20 protein-coding genes are annotated in these 19730 nt (G+C 40.0%); 18 read left to right on the top strand and 2 right to left on the bottom strand.

Annotated elements, in window-relative coordinates; translation table 11 throughout:
• Positions 1–14 precede the first annotated feature (14 nt).
• The 18 genes from QQK02_RS02020 to QQK02_RS01935 all read left to right on the top strand — a co-directional run bounded on the left by QQK02_RS02020 (position 15) and on the right by QQK02_RS01935 (position 18717).
• Positions 15–533: an OmpH family outer membrane protein gene (locus QQK02_RS02020; protein WP_284206275.1), complete on the top strand. Its 519-nt coding sequence runs from the start codon at positions 15–17 to the stop codon at positions 531–533.
• On the top strand, positions 533–1579 hold the full coding sequence (gene lpxD, locus QQK02_RS02015; RefSeq protein WP_284206274.1) for a UDP-3-O-(3-hydroxymyristoyl)glucosamine N-acyltransferase: 1047 nt from the start codon (positions 533–535) through the stop codon (positions 1577–1579). Before QQK02_RS02020 ends, lpxD begins: the two co-directional genes overlap by 1 nt.
• Positions 1580–1582: 3 nt before the next feature.
• Positions 1583–2053: a 3-hydroxyacyl-ACP dehydratase FabZ gene (gene fabZ, locus QQK02_RS02010; RefSeq protein WP_284206273.1), complete on the top strand. Its 471-nt coding sequence runs from the start codon at positions 1583–1585 to the stop codon at positions 2051–2053.
• A 5-nt stretch (positions 2054–2058) separates the two neighbouring features.
• Positions 2059–2841, top strand: coding sequence for an acyl-ACP--UDP-N-acetylglucosamine O-acyltransferase (gene lpxA / locus QQK02_RS02005; RefSeq protein ID WP_284206272.1), 783 nt, complete (start codon positions 2059–2061; stop codon positions 2839–2841).
• Between the two features lie 8 nt (positions 2842–2849).
• Positions 2850–4010, top strand: a complete 1161-nt coding sequence (gene lpxB, locus QQK02_RS02000) for a lipid-A-disaccharide synthase (protein WP_284206271.1) — start codon at positions 2850–2852, stop codon at positions 4008–4010.
• A 2-nt stretch (positions 4011–4012) separates the two neighbouring features.
• Positions 4013–4663: a ribonuclease HII gene (gene rnhB / locus QQK02_RS01995; protein WP_284206270.1), complete on the top strand. Its 651-nt coding sequence runs from the start codon at positions 4013–4015 to the stop codon at positions 4661–4663.
• 40 nt (positions 4664–4703) lie between these two features.
• A complete protein-coding gene (gene dnaE / locus QQK02_RS01990) occupies positions 4704–8219 on the top strand; it encodes a DNA polymerase III subunit alpha (protein WP_284206269.1) in 3516 nt (1171 codons plus the stop codon).
• Positions 8220–8262: 43 nt separating this feature from the next.
• Entirely contained in the window at positions 8263–9219 is a 957-nt protein-coding gene (gene accA, locus QQK02_RS01985; protein ID WP_284206268.1) for an acetyl-CoA carboxylase carboxyl transferase subunit alpha, read from the top strand.
• A gap of 99 nt (positions 9220–9318) precedes the next feature.
• Positions 9319–10689 carry a tRNA lysidine(34) synthetase TilS gene (gene tilS / locus QQK02_RS01980; protein ID WP_284206267.1) on the top strand — a complete coding sequence of 457 codons (1371 nt, stop codon included), beginning with the start codon at positions 9319–9321 and terminating at the stop codon, positions 10687–10689.
• 42 nt (positions 10690–10731) lie between these two features.
• Positions 10732–11898 carry a dicarboxylate/amino acid:cation symporter gene (locus QQK02_RS01975; protein WP_284206265.1) on the top strand — a complete coding sequence of 389 codons (1167 nt, stop codon included), beginning with the start codon at positions 10732–10734 and terminating at the stop codon, positions 11896–11898.
• Positions 11899–12035: 137 nt separating this feature from the next.
• Positions 12036–12482, top strand: a complete 447-nt coding sequence (locus tag QQK02_RS01970) for a hypothetical protein (RefSeq protein WP_284206264.1) — start codon at positions 12036–12038, stop codon at positions 12480–12482.
• A gap of 122 nt (positions 12483–12604) precedes the next feature.
• On the top strand, positions 12605–13942 hold the full coding sequence (gene astB, locus QQK02_RS01965) for an N-succinylarginine dihydrolase (protein ID WP_284206263.1): 1338 nt from the start codon (positions 12605–12607) through the stop codon (positions 13940–13942).
• A gap of 97 nt (positions 13943–14039) precedes the next feature.
• Positions 14040–14882: a polyphosphate kinase 2 gene (gene ppk2, locus QQK02_RS01960; protein WP_284206262.1), complete on the top strand. Its 843-nt coding sequence runs from the start codon at positions 14040–14042 to the stop codon at positions 14880–14882.
• 9 nt (positions 14883–14891) lie between these two features.
• On the top strand, positions 14892–15755 hold the full coding sequence (locus QQK02_RS01955; RefSeq protein ID WP_284206261.1) for a hypothetical protein: 864 nt from the start codon (positions 14892–14894) through the stop codon (positions 15753–15755).
• A 10-nt stretch (positions 15756–15765) separates the two neighbouring features.
• Positions 15766–16272, top strand: a complete 507-nt coding sequence (locus QQK02_RS01950; protein ID WP_284206260.1) for a GAF domain-containing protein — start codon at positions 15766–15768, stop codon at positions 16270–16272.
• 400 nt (positions 16273–16672) lie between these two features.
• Positions 16673–17338: a hypothetical protein gene (locus QQK02_RS01945; protein WP_284206259.1), complete on the top strand. Its 666-nt coding sequence runs from the start codon at positions 16673–16675 to the stop codon at positions 17336–17338.
• Positions 17339–17591: 253 nt separating this feature from the next.
• Positions 17592–18236, top strand: coding sequence for an adenylate kinase (gene adk, locus QQK02_RS01940; RefSeq protein WP_284206258.1), 645 nt, complete (start codon positions 17592–17594; stop codon positions 18234–18236).
• Positions 18237–18333: 97 nt separating this feature from the next.
• Positions 18334–18717 carry an MAPEG family protein gene (locus QQK02_RS01935; RefSeq protein WP_284206257.1) on the top strand — a complete coding sequence of 128 codons (384 nt, stop codon included), beginning with the start codon at positions 18334–18336 and terminating at the stop codon, positions 18715–18717.
• A gap of 35 nt (positions 18718–18752) precedes the next feature.
• On the opposite strand, the gene QQK02_RS01930 is transcribed toward QQK02_RS01935, so the two are convergent.
• Positions 18753–19208, bottom strand: a complete 456-nt coding sequence (locus tag QQK02_RS01930; protein ID WP_284206256.1) for a GNAT family N-acetyltransferase — start codon at positions 19206–19208, stop codon at positions 18753–18755.
• A gap of 92 nt (positions 19209–19300) precedes the next feature.
• A complete protein-coding gene (locus QQK02_RS01925) occupies positions 19301–19600 on the bottom strand; it encodes a DUF6559 family protein (RefSeq protein WP_284206255.1) in 300 nt (99 codons plus the stop codon).
• Positions 19601–19730 lie beyond the last annotated feature (130 nt).

Raw genomic sequence — 19730 nt, 5'->3', positions numbered from 1 at the left:
TTTAGGAGATAGATTTGAAAAAGTTATTTAAAACAGCTGCTATCGCAGCCGTAGCATCAACAGCCCTATTATCAACTGCAGCAATGGCAGCAGACCAAAAATTAGGTGTTGTTAACGTGCAAGCGATTATGAAGCAATTACCACAATCTGCAGCTATGGTTCAGGCATTAAATGCTGAATTTAAAGATGAGACAGCTGAAGTAGCGCAAATTGAAAAAGACATTAAGTACTATCAAGAAAAGCAAAAGCGTGATGGTGCATTAATGAGCGAAAAAGAAAAAGAAGAGTTAAATAAGCAAATCGCTGAGTTGTTCCAAAATTACCAAACTAAAGGTAAAGCGTTACAACAAAAGATTCAGATGCGTCAAAACGAAGAAACGAACAAAATCTTAGCTTTGGTTCGTCAAGCGGTTAACAACCTTGCTGATCAAGAAAAGTTCGACATCATTGTAGAACAAAAAGCAGTTGTTTTTGCTAAGCCTGACGCTGACTTAACTTCAAAAGTAGTAGAGCAAGTTAGTAAATTACAGTAATGAGCAATATTGCAAATTATACGCTAGCTGAGCTAGCGCAAAAAATCGGAGCCACTGTTCATGGAAATGACAGTTGCTCCGTTTCTAGTTTATCGACCCTAGCAAATGCCCAAACAGGTCAGATCACTTTTTTGAGTAATGCAAAATATAAAGATCAATTGGCCGGTACCAGCGCTACTGCGGTAATTTTGTCACCAGCGTCTGTCGATGAGTGCCCTACAAATGCGTTAGTGTTAGATAACCCCTACGTAGGCTTTGCTAAAGTTGCACAGCTTCTTGACACCACACCTGCGCCGGCTACAAATATTCACCCAAGTGCTATTATTAGCGAGTCGGCTCAATTAGGTCAGGGGGTTTGTATTGGTGCCAATGCGGTGATTGAAGACAACGTCGTGCTAGGTAACGGTGCGATTATTGGCGCTGGTTGTTTTGTTGGTAAAGCCACTAAAATTGGTGATAACTCGAAGTTATGGGCCAATGTCAGTGTTTACCATGGCGTTACGATTGGTCAAGATTGTTTAGTACAAGCGAATACGGTTATTGGTAGTGATGGTTTTGGTTATGCTAATGACAAGGGCAACTGGATCAAAATTCCTCAACTTGGTGGTGTAGTCGTAGGCGACCGAGTTGAAATAGGTGCGAGTGTTACGATTGATCGAGGCGCACTCGAAGACACTATTATTGAAGATGGTGTAATTTTAGATAATCAAATTCATTTAGCTCACAATGTTGTCGTAGGTGAAAACACCTGTATTGCAGGTGGTACAATCATTGCGGGAAGCACAACCGTTGGCAAACAATGCATGTTTGGTGGCATGGTAGGTGTTAATGGTCATATTAATATTGCTGATGGCTCTATTTTTACTGGCATGGCAATGGTAACAAAAAGCACGACACAGGCTGGCGTATACTCATCGGGTTTACCTGCTCAGCCAAATAGAGCGTGGCAAAAAGCCAATGCAAGAATTAATCGATTAGAGACTCTTCAAAAGCAAGTTAAGACCTTAAGCTCTCAAGTAGAGTCTTTAAATAAAGAAGATAAGTAAGGAATGACCTTGGAACGTAAGCAAATTTCACTATCCGTTGAAGAAATTCAAACGTTAATCCCACATCGTTATCCAATGTTGCTGGTCGATAAAGTCGTTGACTTAGAACCAGGTAAAAGTATTCACGCAATTAAAAACGTTACGATCAACGAGCCAGTATTTACAGGGCATTTTCCGGATTATGCCATTTTCCCAGGTGTGATGATTTTAGAAGCCATGGCTCAAGCGAGTGGTGTGTTAGGGTTTAAAACGAGTGAATTAGAAGGCAACCCTAAAAGCGAAAGCGAAATGTTTTTATTTGCCTCAATAGACAATGCAAAGTTCAAACGACCAGTATTTCCTGGTGATACGATTCATTTGCATATTGAGTTTGTAAAAGAGCGCCGAAACATGTGGAAGTACTACGGTGAAGCAAAAGTAGATGGAAAAGTAGTTTGTAGCGCAGAGTTAATGTGCGCAAGAAGAGAGCTTTAGTAAACATGCAAGACAATTTAATTCACGAAACGGCGATTATTGAGCCTGGCGCCAAAATAGGTAATAACGTTCGTATTGGCGCCTATAGCTTAATTGGCGCTGATGTTGAAATTGGTGATGATTGCCAAATCAATTCCCATGTTGTTATTAAAGGCCCAACAACGGTAGGTAAAAATAATCGATTCTTTCAATTTGCCAGTATTGGTGAAGAATGCCAAGATTTAAAGTATGCCGGTGAGCCAACTCAATTAACGATTGGCGACAATAACATTTTTCGTGAATGTACCACCATTCAGCGTGGTACCGTGCAAGATAACAGCTTAACGGCAATAGGCTCTAATAACTTATTTATGGCTTATACCCATGTTGCCCATGATTGTATTATTGGTAATCACTGCATTATGGCAAACAATGCCTCTGTTGCAGGCCATGTACAAGTTGGCGATTGGGTTATTTTAGGTGGTATGTCGGGCGTTCACCAGTTTTGTAAAATTGGTTCTCATGCGTTTGTGGGTGCCACTTCGCTTGTACTTAAAGATATTCCGCCTTTTGTCATGGCATCAGGCAACAGTGCATCACCTTTTGGTTTGAATTCAGAAGGCTTAAAACGTCGCGGTTTTGATAAAGAAACTATCTTAAACGTACGTCGAGCATATAAAATTTTATATCGTCAAGGCTTGCATGCCGATGAAGCGATAGAGAAAATGCAGGGTTTAGCATCACAAACACCTCAAGTTGCTGATTTTGCTAACTTTGTTAAAGACTCAGCTCGCGGCATTATTCGATAGTCGCGATTATGACATCATCTACTTTAGATACTGCGCCTACGTTTGCCATTGTCGTTGGAGAACACTCAGGTGATACGCTTGGTGCAGGTCTTATTTCACAGCTAAAAACTCATTACCCTGATGCCAAATTTATTGGTATTGGTGGCCCTAAAATGCTTGCCCTAGGTTTTGAATCTCTTTTTGATATGGAAGAGTTAGCCGTCATGGGAATAGTAGAAGTACTTGGCAGAATTCGACGTTTGTTGCATGTTCGAAAGTCTTTAGTTGAATACTTTAGTGCTAATCAACCCGATGTTTTTATTGGTATTGATGCGCCTGACTTTAATTTAACGCTTGAAGAGAAGCTTAAAGCTAAAGGTATTAAAACAGTTCAATACGTGAGTCCTTCTGTGTGGGCATGGCGTGAAAAGCGTATTTTTAAAATAGCACGCGCCACCAATATGGTGTTGTCGCTGTTACCGTTTGAAAAAGCGTTCTACGACAAACATAACGTACCGTGTACATTTGTCGGTCACACACTTGCTGAACAAATCCCGATGGTAAGTGAAAAGAACACCGCACGCAGTGCCTTAGGGCTTGATGTTGCTGGTGATGAAAAGGTTGTAGCGTTAATGCCGGGCAGTCGCTCTGGCGAGCTGAAGCTTTTGATTCCAGACTACCTAGAAACGGCTAAAGCCCTGCTCAAAAAGCATAATAATATTCAATTTGTCGTGCCGATGATCAGTCAAGAAAAAGCGGATATGTTTAATGTGTTGCATCAATCGCTAGCACCTGAAGTTAACGTGCATGTAGTTGTTGGACAAACTCATCAAGCGATGGCTGCCAGTGACTGTTTGCTGATTGCTTCAGGCACAGTGACACTTGAAGCAGCTTTGGTCAAACGACCTATGGTTGTTTGTTATAAAGTCAATGGATTAACCTGGCAAATTGCGAAACGTATGGTGAAATTAAAGTGGGTTTCATTGCCAAATTTACTAGCCAATGAAGAGATTGTGCCAGAATTTTTACAACATGACGTCAAAGTAGAGCACTTAACGAAAGCGATTGAAGAACGCTTGTTTGAAGATCAGTCTCAATTAATAGCACGTTTTGAATCCATTCACCACGAGCTGAAACAAAATGCAGATGAAAAATCAGCGCAAGCCATTATTGCCCTAATGAATAGTTAGTTATGACCACCTCAAAACCTGCTAGTCGCAAAACGAAAAAAAAAACTGAGTTACCACCCTTTGTTTATCCCGTCGCCTACTGTATCGCCGGTGTTGATGAAGTAGGGCGTGGTCCACTTGTTGGCGATGTCGTTACCGCCGCCGTGATTCTCGATCCAGATAACCCTATTGAAGGGCTGATGGACTCCAAAAAACTGTCTGAGAAAAAACGCACAGCACTTGCCTTAGAAATAAAAGAAAAAGCGATTTCCTGGTCTATCGGTCGTTGCTCTCCTGAAGAAATAGATACCTTAAACATACTTCATGCTACTATGCTTGCAATGCAAAAAGCGGTACAAGGTTTATCTGTTAAGCCAGACCATGTCTTGATCGACGGAAATCGTTGTCCTGAATTAGGTATTCCATCGATGGCTGTTGTCAAAGGCGATGCCCGCGTCGCAGAGATTAGTGCCGCTTCAATTCTTGCTAAGGTTGAGCGAGACAATGATATGTTGGCATTAGATAAACTTTACCCTGAATATGGCTTTGCTAACCATAAAGGTTATCCAACTAAAGTGCATATGGAAAAGATTGTTGAACTCGGTGTGCTCGATAATTATCGAAGAAGTTTTAAACCCGTTGCTAAAGTGATTGCCAATCAACAAGGTAAATGATTCCTAGTGATTAAATAATAAGTCCCTATAAGAATAATAAATGTCTGAAGATACTGAACGAGAAAACACCCAATTACCACCGCCAAAGTTTGTGCACTTGCGCGTGCACAGTGACTTTTCAATGTCTGATGGCTTAAATAAAGTTAAGCCGATTGTCGCTAAAGCTGAAGCGCTAAATATGCCGGCAATCGCTCTGACTGATCAAACGAACTTATGTGGTTTAGTGAAGTTTTATCATGCAACGCATGGCGCAGGTATTAAGCCTATTATTGGTACTGACTTTTGGGTACAAAGTGAAGAGCTTGGCGATGAGCTTTTCCGTTTAGTTGTCATCACAACAGACAACAAAGGTTACAAAAACCTGACTGAACTCATCTCTAAAGCCTATTTGCGTGGTCATATTCAAGGCCGCGCCGTACTCGATAAGCAATGGTTGGTAGAGTACAGTGAAGGGCTTATATTGCTTTCTGGTGGTCTTGAAGGTGATATTGGTAAGGCGTTAATCAAAGGTAATAAAGACCTGGTCGAACAAATGGTCGGTTTTTACCAACAATACTTTTCAGATAGATTTTACCTAGAACTTATTCGAACGGGTCGAGATAACGAAGAGAATTATATTCATTTAGCGGTCGAGTTAGCAGAACAAGTTCAACTTCCTGTTGTTGCTACCAATGAAGTTGTCTTTATTGCTCCTGAATTATTTGAAGCGCACGAAATTCGTGTTGCTATCCATGATGGCTATACCTTAGACGATAAGCGTCGTCCGAAAAAATATAGCTCTGAGCAATATTTGCGCTCAGAAGAAGAAATGTGCGAGCTATTCGCTGATATTCCAGAAGCGTTAGCCAACTCCGTTGAAATAGCCAAACGATGCAACGTTACTGTCACCCTTGGTGAATATGTTTTACCTGACTTCCCAACAGATGGCCTCTCAATAGAAGATTTTTTAGTTAAAGTATCTGAAGAGGGCCTGCAAGAACGCTTAGAATTTTTGTTTGACAAAGATGCGCCTGACTTTGAAGAAAAGCGTAAACCTTATGATGAACGATTAAAAATAGAACTCGAAGTAATCAATAATATGGGTTTCCCAGGTTATTTCTTAATCGTAATGGAATTCATTCAATGGAGCAAAGATAACAATATTCCTGTTGGACCAGGGCGTGGCTCTGGTGCCGGTTCATTAGTTGCTTACGCACAAAAAATCACAGATTTAGATCCATTAGAATATGACTTACTATTCGAACGATTCTTAAACCCTGAACGTGTCTCAATGCCGGATTTCGATGTCGATTTCTGTATGGACAGACGTGATGAAGTTATTGATCATACAGCAGAGTTGTATGGCCGTGATGCGGTATCACAAATTATTACCTTCGGCACCATGGCGGCGAAAGCGGTAATACGCGATGTTGGTCGTGTATTAGGCCATCCTTATGGATTCGTTGATCGTATCTCTAAGTTAATTCCGCCTGATCCAGGCATGACGCTTGCCAAAGCCTTTGAAGCTGAACCACGCTTACCTGAAGTGTACGAACAAGATAGTGATGTTAAAGATCTTATCGATATGTGTCGCATTTTAGAAGGAACAACAAGAAATGCTGGTAAACATGCCGGTGGTGTTGTTATCTCGCCAACAACTATTACTGATTTTGCGCCGCTTTACTGTGATGAAGAGGGTAAAAACCCTGTTACCCAATTTGATAAAAACGATGTTGAAGATGCCGGACTGGTTAAGTTTGACTTCTTAGGTCTACGAACACTGACAATCTTGCAGTGGGCGATAGAAATGGCCGATGAAAAGTTGCTTAAACAAGGGAAAGAGCCCATTAATATTGCGGCCATTCCTCTTGATGACAAAGCATCATTTAAATTGCTGCTAGCGTCAGAAACAACCGCTGTTTTCCAGCTTGAATCAAGTGGTATGAAATCACTGATTGATAAGCTAAAACCCGACTGTTTTGAAGATATTATCGCACTGGTAGCCTTATTCCGACCAGGGCCACTGCAATCTGGTATGGTTGATAACTTCATTGAGCGTAAGCATGGGCGAGAGGAAATATCGTATCCAGATTCTACATGGCAACATGAAAGTTTAAAGCCAATTTTAGAACCAACCTACGGCATTATCTTGTATCAAGAGCAGGTGATGCAGATTGCTCAGGTACTTGCTGGGTATTCGTTAGGTGGCGCCGACATGCTGCGTCGTGCAATGGGTAAGAAAAAGCCAGAGGAAATGGCAAAGCAACGTGCTGGTTTTGAACAAGGTGCAATAGACAACGGAATTGACGGCGAATTGGCGATGAAAATCTTCGATTTGGTTGAAAAATTCGCCGGCTATGGATTCAACAAGTCTCACTCAGCTGCTTATGCACTCGTTTCATATCAAACGTTATGGATGAAAGCACACTTTCCTGCGCCATTTATGGCGGCGGTAATGTCTGCTGATATGGATAACACCGATAAAATTGTAACCTTGGTTGATGAATGCAAGAACATGGGGTTAACCTTGCTACCTCCTGATGTTAATTCAGGTTTGCATAAGTTTACCGTCAATGAAAAAAATGAAATTGTTTACGGCATTGGCGCAATTAAAGGGGTAGGTGAGGGGCCGATTGATGCCATTATTGAGGCACGTGATGCCGGAGGTCCATTCGCTGATTTATTTGATTTTTGTGCCCGCGTTGATATCAAGAAAACGAATAAGCGTGTATTAGAGCGTTTGGTTAAAGCGGGTGCGATGGATAATTTAGGTCCTCATCGTGCCGCTATGTTTGAAACCTTATCCGAGGCTATTAAAGCCGCCGATCAGCATGCAAAGGCTCAAGCACTTGGGCAACATGATTTATTTGGCTTGATTAATGAAGAGCCGGACGATACGCGACAGGCTTTTAAAGATGTACCTGTTTGGCCTGAAGAAGTTTGGCTAGATGGTGAACGAGAAACGCTTGGCTTATATTTAACTGGCCATCCGATTGACCGATTCTTAAAAGAAACAAAACGCTACGCAACCAGTCGTTTAGTTGGTATGCAGCCAACCGGTAGAGATAAATCTGCGACAGCCGTTGGTTTAGTGATTGGCGTACGTGTTTTGGTGAATAAACGTGGACGACGTTGGGCACTAGTTACGCTTGATGATAAGAGCGCGCGTATCGATGTGCGACTGTTTCCAGATGACTTTGATAGGTTCCAAGATATCTTGGTAAAAGATGCTATTTTAGTTTGTAGCGGACAGGTCAGCTTTGATGATTACTCCGGTGGTATTACAATGTCGGGTCGCGATATAATGACGATTACCGATGCACGGGAGAATTATCTTCAAAGCATTGATTTGTCATTAGATCGTCAAGTTGTTAATGACAACTTTTTTGAACAATTTAGTCAGGTGTTGTCTGAGTACAAAGACGGTACCTGCCCAGTTAAGGTGAATTATTTGCGTGAAGAGGCGCAAGCAACACTAGAGTTGGGCGTTCAGTGGCGTGTAACGCCAGCTGATAAGTTATTACACCAGTTAAAGTTATTGCTCGGTGAAGACAATGTCACTCTGCAATTTAAATAAATTAAGGCGCAAGCCAATAAAAACCTCGGGTTAGAATACAAATATGTCGTTAAACTTTTTAGATTTTGAGCAACCAATTGCTGAGTTAGAAGCAAAAATAGAAGAGCTACAATTAGTTAATAATGGCCAAGATCTTGATCTTGATTTAGAAGACCAAATTCGCCAGTTAAAAGAAAAGAATAAAGAACAAACACAAAAAATCTTTTCTGATTTAGACCCATGGCAAACTGCACGTGTCGCTCGCCACCCTCAGCGTCCATACACGTTAGACTACATTCCACGTATATTTACAGAGTTTGACGAGTTAGCTGGTGATCGCGCCTATGCTGACGACGCTGCCATTGTTGGCGGTACTGCTCGTTTAGACGGTATGCCAGTGATGGTGATCGGCCAACAAAAAGGTCGCTCTACAACAGAAAAAGTAAAACGTAACTTTGGTATGCCGCGCCCAGAAGGTTACCGTAAAGCCAAACGTTTAATGGAAATGGCGCAACGCTTTAACATGCCAATCATTACATTTATCGACACGCCAGGCGCATATCCTGGTATAGGCGCAGAAGAGCGTGGTCAAAGTGAAGCGATTGCGATGAACTTAAAAGTCATGTCTCGTTTAACCGTGCCTATTGTTTGTACTGTTATCGGTGAAGGCGGTTCAGGTGGTGCACTTGCCATTGGTGTAGGTGATCGCGTTAACATGTTGCGTTATTCAACTTACTCGGTAATTTCACCTGAAGGTTGTGCATCAATTTTGTGGAAAACTGCAGAGAAAGCATCAACAGCTGCTGAAGCCATGGGGATAACCGCGCCACGTATCAAAGAGCTAGAGCTTATTGATAGTATTATTGAAGAACCACTTGGCGGTGCGCATCGTGATCCGGATGAAATGGCTGCAATTTTGAAGCAGGCCATTAAAAAAGATCTAAACGAAATTGGTAACCTAGAAAAAGAAGAGCTGATTGAACAACGTTATCAGCGTTTAATGACTTACGGTTACTGTTAGTCAGTACGAATTAAACAGCCAGCAAACTGCTGGCTGTTTTTTTATATAAAATCCCTTAAGATAAAGCACGCTTTATATTCGTTGCTACCTTCATTATTCATGCACATTATTGAACAATCCCTTTTAGATAATTTACATTGTTATGCAGACAAAACTATTTATGTCGCCTATAGCGGTGGGGTTGATTCGCAAGCATTACTTTTCGGGTTATCTCGATTAAAACAGCAGCAACTCATAACCAATCAAATTATTGCTTGTCATATTCATCATGGTTTAAGCAAAAATGCCGATAGTTGGCAACAGTTTTGTCAGCAGCAGGCAGTGCAGCTCGGTGTTGAATTTATTACAGCGCGTGTTGATATCGATATTGAATCGAAAAGTAGTCTGGAAGCTTTAGCAAGAGAAGCTCGTTATCAGTCTATTCAGTCGTTAACACCTGCATCATCAATTATTTTAACTGGCCATCATTTAGATGATCAAACAGAAACCTTTTTACTGGCATTAAAGCGCGGGGCAGGAGTAGCCGGTTTATCGGCGATGAAGTCTTCGACAATGCTCTTTGAACGACAGGTGGTTCGCCCGCTACTTGATGTATCGCGTAAAACAATTGAGTTATACGCATCAAGTTATGAGCTTGAATTTATTGATGATGAATCAAATATCGATGAAAATTTTGATCGTAATTTTATTCGCCACAGTGTTATACCTGTTATTTCTGAGCGTTGGCCTAGCTTTACCAAAACGGTTGCTCGGACAGCGCATAACTGTCAACAAACGCAAATCCTGTTGGATGATCTAGCAAGCAAAGATCTTGAGACTATTGAATCAACCGATGAGAGTTTATCGGTAGAACCCTTGTTATCGTTGTCAAAAGAACGTTTTAACAATCTTGTTATTTACTTTTTAAAACGCCGTTTTGGGACGACGCCGTCAAGTTCTCAACTAGAACAAATTAAACAGCAGATGTTATCACCTTTAGATAGAATGCCTGAAATTGTGCTCGGTGATGTCGTGGTGCGCCGCTTCAAACAAACGCTATATTTTACCAAGCACTTTCAAGATATCAGTGACTGGCGATGGTCGTCACATCGAGATGACGCTTTTGCTGATACTCATTTGATTACGCTACCCGACAATCTTGGTGAAGTTGGTATCGGTTTGTCGGTGACGCCACAAAACAACGCAGCACTTCATCAAGTGCGTCCACCAAACAGTAATCAACAAGTTAGTATTCGCTTTAGTCACAACAACCCTAAATGTCATCCTGAAAATCGAGCACATAGGACGTCATTAAAAAAGGTGCTAAAAGAGCTCAATATAGCGCCATGGCAACGAAAAAGGGTCCCTTTTGTTTATTACGATGAGGCCTTAGTCGCGGTATTAGGTCACTTTGTCTGTAAAGAGTTTAAGCCAGATGAAAATTCAACTAAATTAACCATTAACTATTCTTTTTCTCAAGATTCACGTTAGAATCTGAAGAATAATAACAATAACTCAACTCTAGGAGATTCCATGAACCTCATCGTTAAGCTCATCGCTGGTATTGTCGGCGGTATCTTAATCGGCCAGTTTGCCCCTGAATTCGTCATTCAATTTATTTATACGATTCAAAATATTATTGGCCAAATTATCAAGTTTACTATTCCATTAATTATTTTGTTTTACATCGCTAGTGGGATTGCTTCATTACCACAAGGCTCTGGCTCTTTGCTTGGTAAAACGGTTGGCTTAGCATATGGTTCTACAATTATTGCAGGTACATTGGCTTATTTAGTTGCCAGTAGTGTTTTACCAAATCTTACTGATGGTAATACGGTGCAAGCAGCTGAAGAAACGGTTGCACTTACTGGCTATTTAACAATACAAATTCCACCACTATTTGATGTTATGACTGCCTTAGCATTAGCCTTCATCTTTGGTATCGGCATAAGTGCAATTAATGCGACTAATTTGCGCACGGTTTTAAACGAATCACGTGATGTCATTGAGTTGTTACTATCTAAGGTTATCATCCCCGCATTACCAATATACATTGCGGGTGTTTTTGCAGAAATGACCTACGCAGGTACTGTGTTTGATACCTTAAAAACATTTGGTGTTGTGCTTGTACTTGCGCTTGTCATGCACTGGTTGTGGATCACTGTACTATATGTTGGTTCAGGCATTTTGTTAGGCAAAAGCCCAATCAGGTTATTGAAAAACATGTTACCGGCATACTTTACGGCGTTAGGCACAATGTCGAGTGCGGCAACTATTCCTGTGTCATTAAAAGCAACGAAGAACAACGATGTGCGAGATGGCGTGGCGAATTTCACCGTTCCGCTGTGCGCGTCAATTCATTTAAGTGGTTCAACAATTACGATTGTTACCTGTGCAACAGCTGTGATGTTGTTAACACCTGAACTATCGTTACCGTCGATTGGTACAATGATAGGCTTTATCTTAATGTTAGGTGTTACCATGATTGCTGCGCCAGGCGCTCCGGGTGGTGCAGTGATGGCCGCATTGGGTTTACTTGCAAGTATGTTAGGCTTTACTGATGCCGCGTTAGCATTAATGATAGCGTTATACCTTGCACAAGATAGCTTTGGTACGGCCTGTAATGTTACAGGTGACGGTGCGATTGCTCTTTGGGTTGATAAATTCGCCGATGAAGAATTTACAACACATGAAAGTTAACGAATAAACTTGAAAACAAAAAGCAGCTTCGGCTGCTTTTTTTGTGGTTACAAATTGATCCCAATAGTTAACAATCGACTGCCAATTCATTAAGAGAATTACTCTAAAATATTAGCAATATGTTAGGAGGGCGTTTAATGGTTAATACCGTTTCATCATCGACAAGTGTTAGTACACAAAAAGCTTTTGTTAGCCAACAGGTAACGAGTAGTTCAGCGGATAAAAACCTACCAGAAAATGGCCTCGCAACGGTTGCTCAGCAGCCAGAAACGTATGCTACTGCTAATACAGCATTACAATATGGTTTAGCTAAGAACCAAGCTCAGCATACCCAAAATATGATTGATGCATATACACAAGACAGTAATGAGGAATCAAGTGAGCTTATTTCTGATTTATCGTTAACTGACCTTTATAAGCGTGCCTATGTTCTTGAACATGGCGATTTTCCCGTTGATGTGGATGACGAACAGTTACCAAAGTCAGATGGCTACATGACTATTCAACCGGTTCGTTCTAATCCAATTAGCGCTTATGAAAACAACCAACCGAAAGTCAATTCCTTGTATCAAACACAGGTGTAAACGTTCAATGTAATGTTCGCTTAAAACCACCTTTACAGGTGGTTTTTCTTTAAAACAAATTGTTTTTATCTGCTAACTCGATATAGTGTGGATACTCTATTATTTTCATAAGTTCACAACGCATGTCGACAATCGAAGCAAACTTTGACGGTTTAGTGGGGCCTACTCATAACTACGCTGGTCTCTCTGAAGGAAATGTCGCTTCTTTAAATAACGCGAAAGATATTTCTAACCCTAAGCAAGCTGCCTTACAAGGCTTAGCTAAAATGAAAGCCTTACATGATTTAGGGCTTGTCCAAGGCGTTTTAGCGCCTCAAGAACGACCTGATATTGAAACATTAAAGCGTATCGGGTTCACAGGAAGTGACAGTCAAGTCATTGAACAAGCCTATCAACAAGCGCCTTCCATTTTGGCTAGTTGTTACTCAGCCTCAAGTATGTGGACAGCCAATGCTGCAACAGTAACGCCATCAGCAGATAGCTTAGACAACAAGTTACACTTCACGCCGGCAAATTTAACCAATAAATTTCACCGCTCAATTGAGCCACAAGTAACCGGCAATGTACTACGCGCTGTTTTCAATGACGAACAACACTTCAGCCATCATCTGCATTTACCAGAAAATGAACATTTTGGCGATGAAGGTGCGGCTAATCATACGCGATTGTGTGGCGCACATGGAGACAACGGCATTGAAGTCTTTACTTTCGGTCGATATGCCTTCAAAAAAGGTATGCCGGAGCCAAAGAAATTTCCCGCAAGGCAAACCTTTGAAGCATCACAAGCTGTTGCTCGAATGCACCAGCTAGATAGTCAAAATGCTGTGTTTGTTCAGCAAAACCCTGACGTGATTGATCAAGGGGTATTTCATAATGATGTGATTGCCGTTGGCAATCAAAATGTCTTATTTTACCACGAACAAGCGTTTTTAAATGAACAAGCGTTTATCAATGAAGTACAGCAAAAAGCAGATTTTGATGTTCATTTTGTTCGTGTCAACAATGAGCAGGTAAGTGTCCAAGATGCAGTGCAAACTTATTTATTTAATACACAAATCGTCACGATGCCAAATGGTGAAATGTCGATCATAGCGCCTATGCATTGTGCTAATAATAGCAATGTTAAAGCCTATTTAGATGAGCTAGTTACACAAAATACGCCTATTAAGTCGGTGAAATTCTTCGATGTTAATGAAAGCATGAAAAATGGCGGTGGCCCAGCTTGTTTGCGTTTGCGTGTCGCGCTTACTCAGGCAGAGTTAAATGCTGTTAACCCTCAATGTATCATGAACGATGCACTATATGGTCAATTAACGTCATGGGTTGAAAAGCATTACCGTGACCGAATTACCAATCAATGTTTAGCCGATCCGCAATTATTAATTGAGTCGAGAACGGCACTTGATGAGCTAACTCAAATTTTAAATATTGGTAGCGTTTATCCATTCCAAAAATCTTGATATAACTTAACAATCAATTATTTAGTTGATTTTTACCTTGCTTTTTATGGGAAGTCTTTTAACTTTATAAAAGACTTCTTTTTTATAGAGTGATGCAATGGCAGCGGTCGGTAAACCCATTTCAATTGAAGAACAATCTGCATTAGAAGAATGCGGTGAACAACAACTTGAACACGAGCAACGTGTTGTTCCCGTTAAAATGTCTAAATCTGACTATGCAACCGAACTTGCGCTACTTAATGTCGAGCTTGTGAAGTGGCAAAGCTGGGTCAAAAAAAATGGAATTAAAGTCGTTGCACTGTTTGAAGGGCGAGATGCCGCCGGTAAAGGTGGTACCATCAAGCGCATAATTGAGCACTTAAACCCGAGGGGCTGTAACGTTATTGCTCTTGAAAAGCCATCAGAAAAAGAATGTTCTCAATGGTATTTTCAACGCTATATAAAGCACCTGCCTGGTGCTGGGGAAATCGCATTGTTTGATCGCAGTTGGTATAACCGTGCTGGTGTTGAACGTGTTATGGGCTTTTGTTCAAAGGATGAAGTCATAGAGTTTCTACGTACTGTTTCTACCGTTGAAAATATGATTCAGCGCTCGCGCATACATTTAATTAAATTTTGGTTTTCTGTGACGAAAGACGAACAAGCAAAGCGTTTTGAAAGTAGGGAAACAGACCTACTAAAACAATGGAAATTGAGTCCAATAGATAGAGTCTGCCAAGAAAAATGGGACGACTACACCAAAGCAAAAGAAGATATGTTTTATTATACTTCGGTGCCTGATTCACCTTGGGTTGTTGTTAAGTCTAATGATAAAAAAAGTGCTCGAATAAATGCTATTAAATACTTATTAAATCAATTTGACTACACCGAAAGAAATGATGATGTTATTGCTATTGATAGACGAGTTATTCGAACCGTTAAAGATGAATTGTCTACCTAAGAATCCAACATGAAAGATTCCAGAACCCGATCGAAGCGCTCTTTTCGTGGTTTTTTTGAAGAGCAGATCCGTTTCCTTGATTTTAAGCAAACCTGGTGGCAGCGAAGAAAAGCACATCGACGTCAAAAAGAGCAAATTGACCTCTCTTTAGAACATTTAGTTAACTCAACGAATAAGCGGATAAAAATCGTTGATAACTACAAGAAAAAGCTGAGAAAGTCAGTAGCATGTATTGAAGTTTACCTTGAAGATATAACCAACCAAGTTATCAAAAACATGACCGCCAATGTTGCTCAATACGACACAGAACCGTTTTTACAGGCGCTGTTCTTTGAAGAAAAGCTTTGTCATAATTTTTTTTCGGTATTCAAAATGCCACTTTCTGAACAAGGGACGTTTCATATTGTTTCGGCGTTACCTGTTTTTAAAGAGGTTTTTATGCCAGCGGTACAAGGGGATTCTGTGATCCAGGATGCACGTAAAACCGTACTCAACTTTAAGCAGAAACATGTCGAGCAATCGACGGGAACACCAGAAAAGTTGAAAGAGGCGTTGCATCAATTTTTTTTAGAAAAAATGTTAAGACAAATCAAACAAGAAATTGAACCTCATATGATCACTGGCTACGATGCTTTAAAAGAACAAGGAAAAAATTATAATCCATTGTCACCGAAAGATTATTTGAAGGCTATTCTGAAATTATTGAAACATCCAGAATCTCTATTATGGTTAGATTCTGTTGATGTGATTACTGATAGGTTTGGCATTGTTGATACACAGTTGAGAGATCAAACTTTTCGACAGTTTCATTATTTTTCCTGTCAATCTAAGCATGAATCGAGTTTTGCTATTTGTGTGGTGAAATCTAACTAAAGAGAGATAAATGGACGCTGTTACTAAGCTTTCAATGACATTATCTAAACCAAGACAATCAACTGACAGTAAACTTCAGGAGATTTGCCTTTGTATCCAAAGGCTTATCCCTCAAGCTGACCGTATTAGTTTGTGGAGCTTAAGTGATGCTAAAGACAATATTGTTTGTCATTTGATGATAGATAGTGCAGGGCAAACGACCAGTAATACCGTGTTGGAAAAGCGTGATTTCTCTGAATACTTTGATGCTATTTTGAAACATCAAGTGGTTAACGCGCCTGATGCGAGAAAGCATCCATCGACTGCTTGCTTTAATGAAGGCTACTTCATACCCAACGATATTTTTTCATTATTTGATTATATTATTCACCACGATTTTGAACCGGTTGGTATCATTTGTTGTGAGTCAACTCGTCAGGTTGCTCAGTGGCGAGAAGATCAAATTAAAAGTTTGAAACGCATTGCAAATATCTCCTCATTATTCTTCGCTCAAAACTTTCAACAGTTACGAAAGTGATAAAAAACACTTGCTAAATTGTTTATGTCTCGATTAATATGCCTTCACTAAGAGGTCGTTAATAGACGTTTCTTAGTAACCTAACTTTAATGGATGCGCGCCAATTGGGAACCACGGAATGGTTTTAAGTAAAGTTTAGGAGCGCCGTTATGGGCTACTCAAAATTTATATTACCTATCATGTTCTGTGCTGAACATTCAGTACACGTTAAATCTATCTATACCAAACCAAAAAAGTTTACTCATCTTGATTTTAGTGGGCTTTTACCATCTTGTCTTTTAAACCGGATCTGCTGTTCCTGCGAAGTAATAGGGCTGAATTATTTTGCTCTTCCTATAAAAGCAATCGTTAAGATTTTTAAGGAAGCTTAGTACTGCATATGAAAGAGAAGGTCTGGTTTATGAAAAACTATTTAGTCATTTTTATTATTGTTTGTTTAGCTGGGGCCGTTGTTTTACTTACCTTAAGTGTTACCAATGACTCCCGTGCGGCTTACAACGCAGCAACAGAAAATAGCTTAGCAGGGCAATTCAATCTTGAAAATAAACTGCTTAAACTCAAACAGGTTAACGCCTCACTGCAAGAAGAAATGCCTATTGCGGATCACTTACTCGCTTTACATCAAGAACTCGATGTTGCTAAAGGCGAGTTAATACAAGTGCCTTGGTACATCGATGAGTCACTTGAAACCGATGCTTTGGTACAGCGGTTTGCTGTTGAGCAATACAAAACAGTGACGTTTAATCAAACCATGTATTTGGATGTAGGTGTCGGTGAAAAGGTGATGCTCACTCTGCCATGTCGAACAAATCTAGAAATTGATGTTGTTGCGAGGCAACTAAAAAACAATGGTGACTTTTCATGGCAAGGTGTTATATACCAAAATGGTCAACAATACCCTGTTGAAATGACACAAAGTGAGTTAGGGACCTTTGGTTCAATTGTTACTCACAACGCAAGTTATACCGTGACGACAACTGCAACAGGTGTTGGCGTAGTGTATAAAAACCTTGCACAACTAACACGTTATAACGAGCAATACGCGCGACTGTCTATCCACTCATAGTTTTCAGTGTTTTATTTTTCAACCGCTAGAGCTTTTATGTACGGCTTTAGCGGTTTTTTTCTTATCTATGCAGAATATTTTGTCTGTTTATGGTTGGCTAAGTTGTCGATTTTTAAAACGTTTTGAAAAAAAAATGGAAAGATGTCGTTTTTTTTGTTCTGGGGCAAGAAATCAGACTTGTTTGCTTTCAGGCGAGCTTGTATAGTGTTGGCTTTTAATGAAACCGTCATAAAACATTTAGGGTCAAAGCGATATGCGCATTATATTATTAGGTGCACCAGGTGCTGGTAAAGGTACTCAAGCACAGTTCTTAATGGCTAAATTCGGCATTCCACAAATTTCTACTGGTGATATGCTACGTGCTGCTATCAAAGCAGGTACTGAACTAGGCAAAAAAGCTAAAGAAGTTATGGATGCAGGTCAACTTGTATCAGATGAACTGATTATTGGTTTAGTAAAAGAGCGTATTGCCCAAGAAGATTGTAAAGATGGGTTTTTACTTGATGGTTTCCCTCGTACAATTCCGCAAGCTGACGCGATGAAGTCTAATGGCATTGCTGTTGATCACGTGATTGAGTTTGATGTGCCGGATGAGGTTATCGTTGAACGTATGGGCGGTCGTCGAGTGCACGCAGGTTCTGGTCGTGTTTACCATGTAGTATATAATCCACCTAAAGCTGAAGGTGTTGATGATGAAACTGGCGAGCCTTTAACCATTCGCCCAGATGATGAAGAAGCTACAGTTCGTAAGCGTTTAGGTATTTACCATGAGCAAACTAAGCCATTAGTAGAGTACTACCAAAGCGAAGCTAATTCGGGCAACTGTCAATACCTTACGGTTGAAGGTACTCAAGCAGTTGAAGCAGTAAGTTCATTACTCGCTGAGAAACTAGCATAAAACGTATTATTGAAGAAAAGCCCGCTTAGCGGGCTTTTTTTTTACCGGTTATTTGTTAATCTAAATATTCCATATCTTTAAATGAATAAAAATAACAATGATTTCTCTTGATACAACATCTATCTTTGCCGCAATTTTAACTCTGTTATATATCGCGCTTTCTATTAACGTTATACGTATGCGCTTTAAGCATCAAGTCGGGTTAGGGGACCTAGGTAAGATTGAGGTTTTAAAAGCGATTCGTGTTCACGGAAACTTCGGTGAATATATTCCACTAGCACTTATTTTAATGGCCTTTTATGAAATTAATGGTGGCAGTGAACAATACCTAATGGGCTTTGGCATTGCACTTATATTAAGCCGCCTTGCTCATGCATTTGGCTTATCTAAATCGCATAAAACATCGTTACCACGAGCTATTGGTACCTTATTGCTGTTTGGTGTATTGATTACGCTAAGCGTTTTATTATTGATTCAATAAAGATTTGTTGAAACTCTTATTAATTGAAGCTCACCTTAGGTGAGCTTCATACCGATATGTTCTATACCGTCTTCTAAATACATTTCTGTACACGTTATAAACCCATGTTGTTGGTAAAAGTTTTCTAAATGCTGTTGAGCTGAAATCTTTATCGGTTGGTGAGTAAATTTATTTTTGGTTTCTTCAAGTGCTAGCTTAATGATTTCATGACCAAGGGCTTGGCCACGAAATGCTGGCGCGATAATCACTCTGCCGATACTTACGTAGTCGTCGTATGTTGTGCCTTTTGGCAGTATACGTAGATAAGCAGAAAGCTTTCCATCGATATATTTAAACACGTGCAAAGTTAATGGATGACGATCTAAATCGTCAAGATCAGGGTAGTAACAGGTTTGCTCAACAACAAATACGTCAATGCGAAGTTTTAGACAGTCATAAAGTTCATTTAAAGAAAGTTGCTCAAAAGTTTTTACTTGCCAAGTTTCAGACATAAAAAAATACCTCTAGTAAGATAAAGGTATTTTTTATTAAAATCACGAGCCTCGCAACGTAAATTATTACTTAACGACTATTTAATTGGAGCTTAACTCTGTTTTAGTTGGTAAAGCTTACCTGAATACTGCTTTTTACCTAGGTAATCTAGCATCTCCTTCTTATAGCTCGGTAAATCAAGCTCAGGAAACTCTTTGGTAAGGGTTGCTTCAAGTGCCGATTTTTCAAGATATAACAAGTATGCTAACGGTAAATAGTTTGGCTTAAAATTGCATTGGTAAACTGTTGCTCTAATTTCTGAAGCCGAATAAAACGGCTTTTCGCTATAGCGCTTAGTTAATTTATTTGCGAGATTGTCGCCATACTTTTTGATATGCCAATATTTAAACATTGCCTTTCCTTAGCTAGTTATCAATATATGCGTGTTTTGGAGCGTTGTATTTTACGGGTATTATGATAATGAGCAATGAAAATAACGTTAATAGTCAGAAAAATTTGCTCTAAGAAAACGATTGTTAATA

The organism is Thalassotalea eurytherma (genome assembly GCF_030161415.1).
Lineage (GTDB): Bacteria > Pseudomonadota > Gammaproteobacteria > Enterobacterales > Alteromonadaceae > Thalassotalea_G > Thalassotalea_G eurytherma.
The sequence above is the reverse complement of the archived record's forward strand: the minus strand, read 5'-3'. Positions and strand labels throughout refer to the sequence as shown.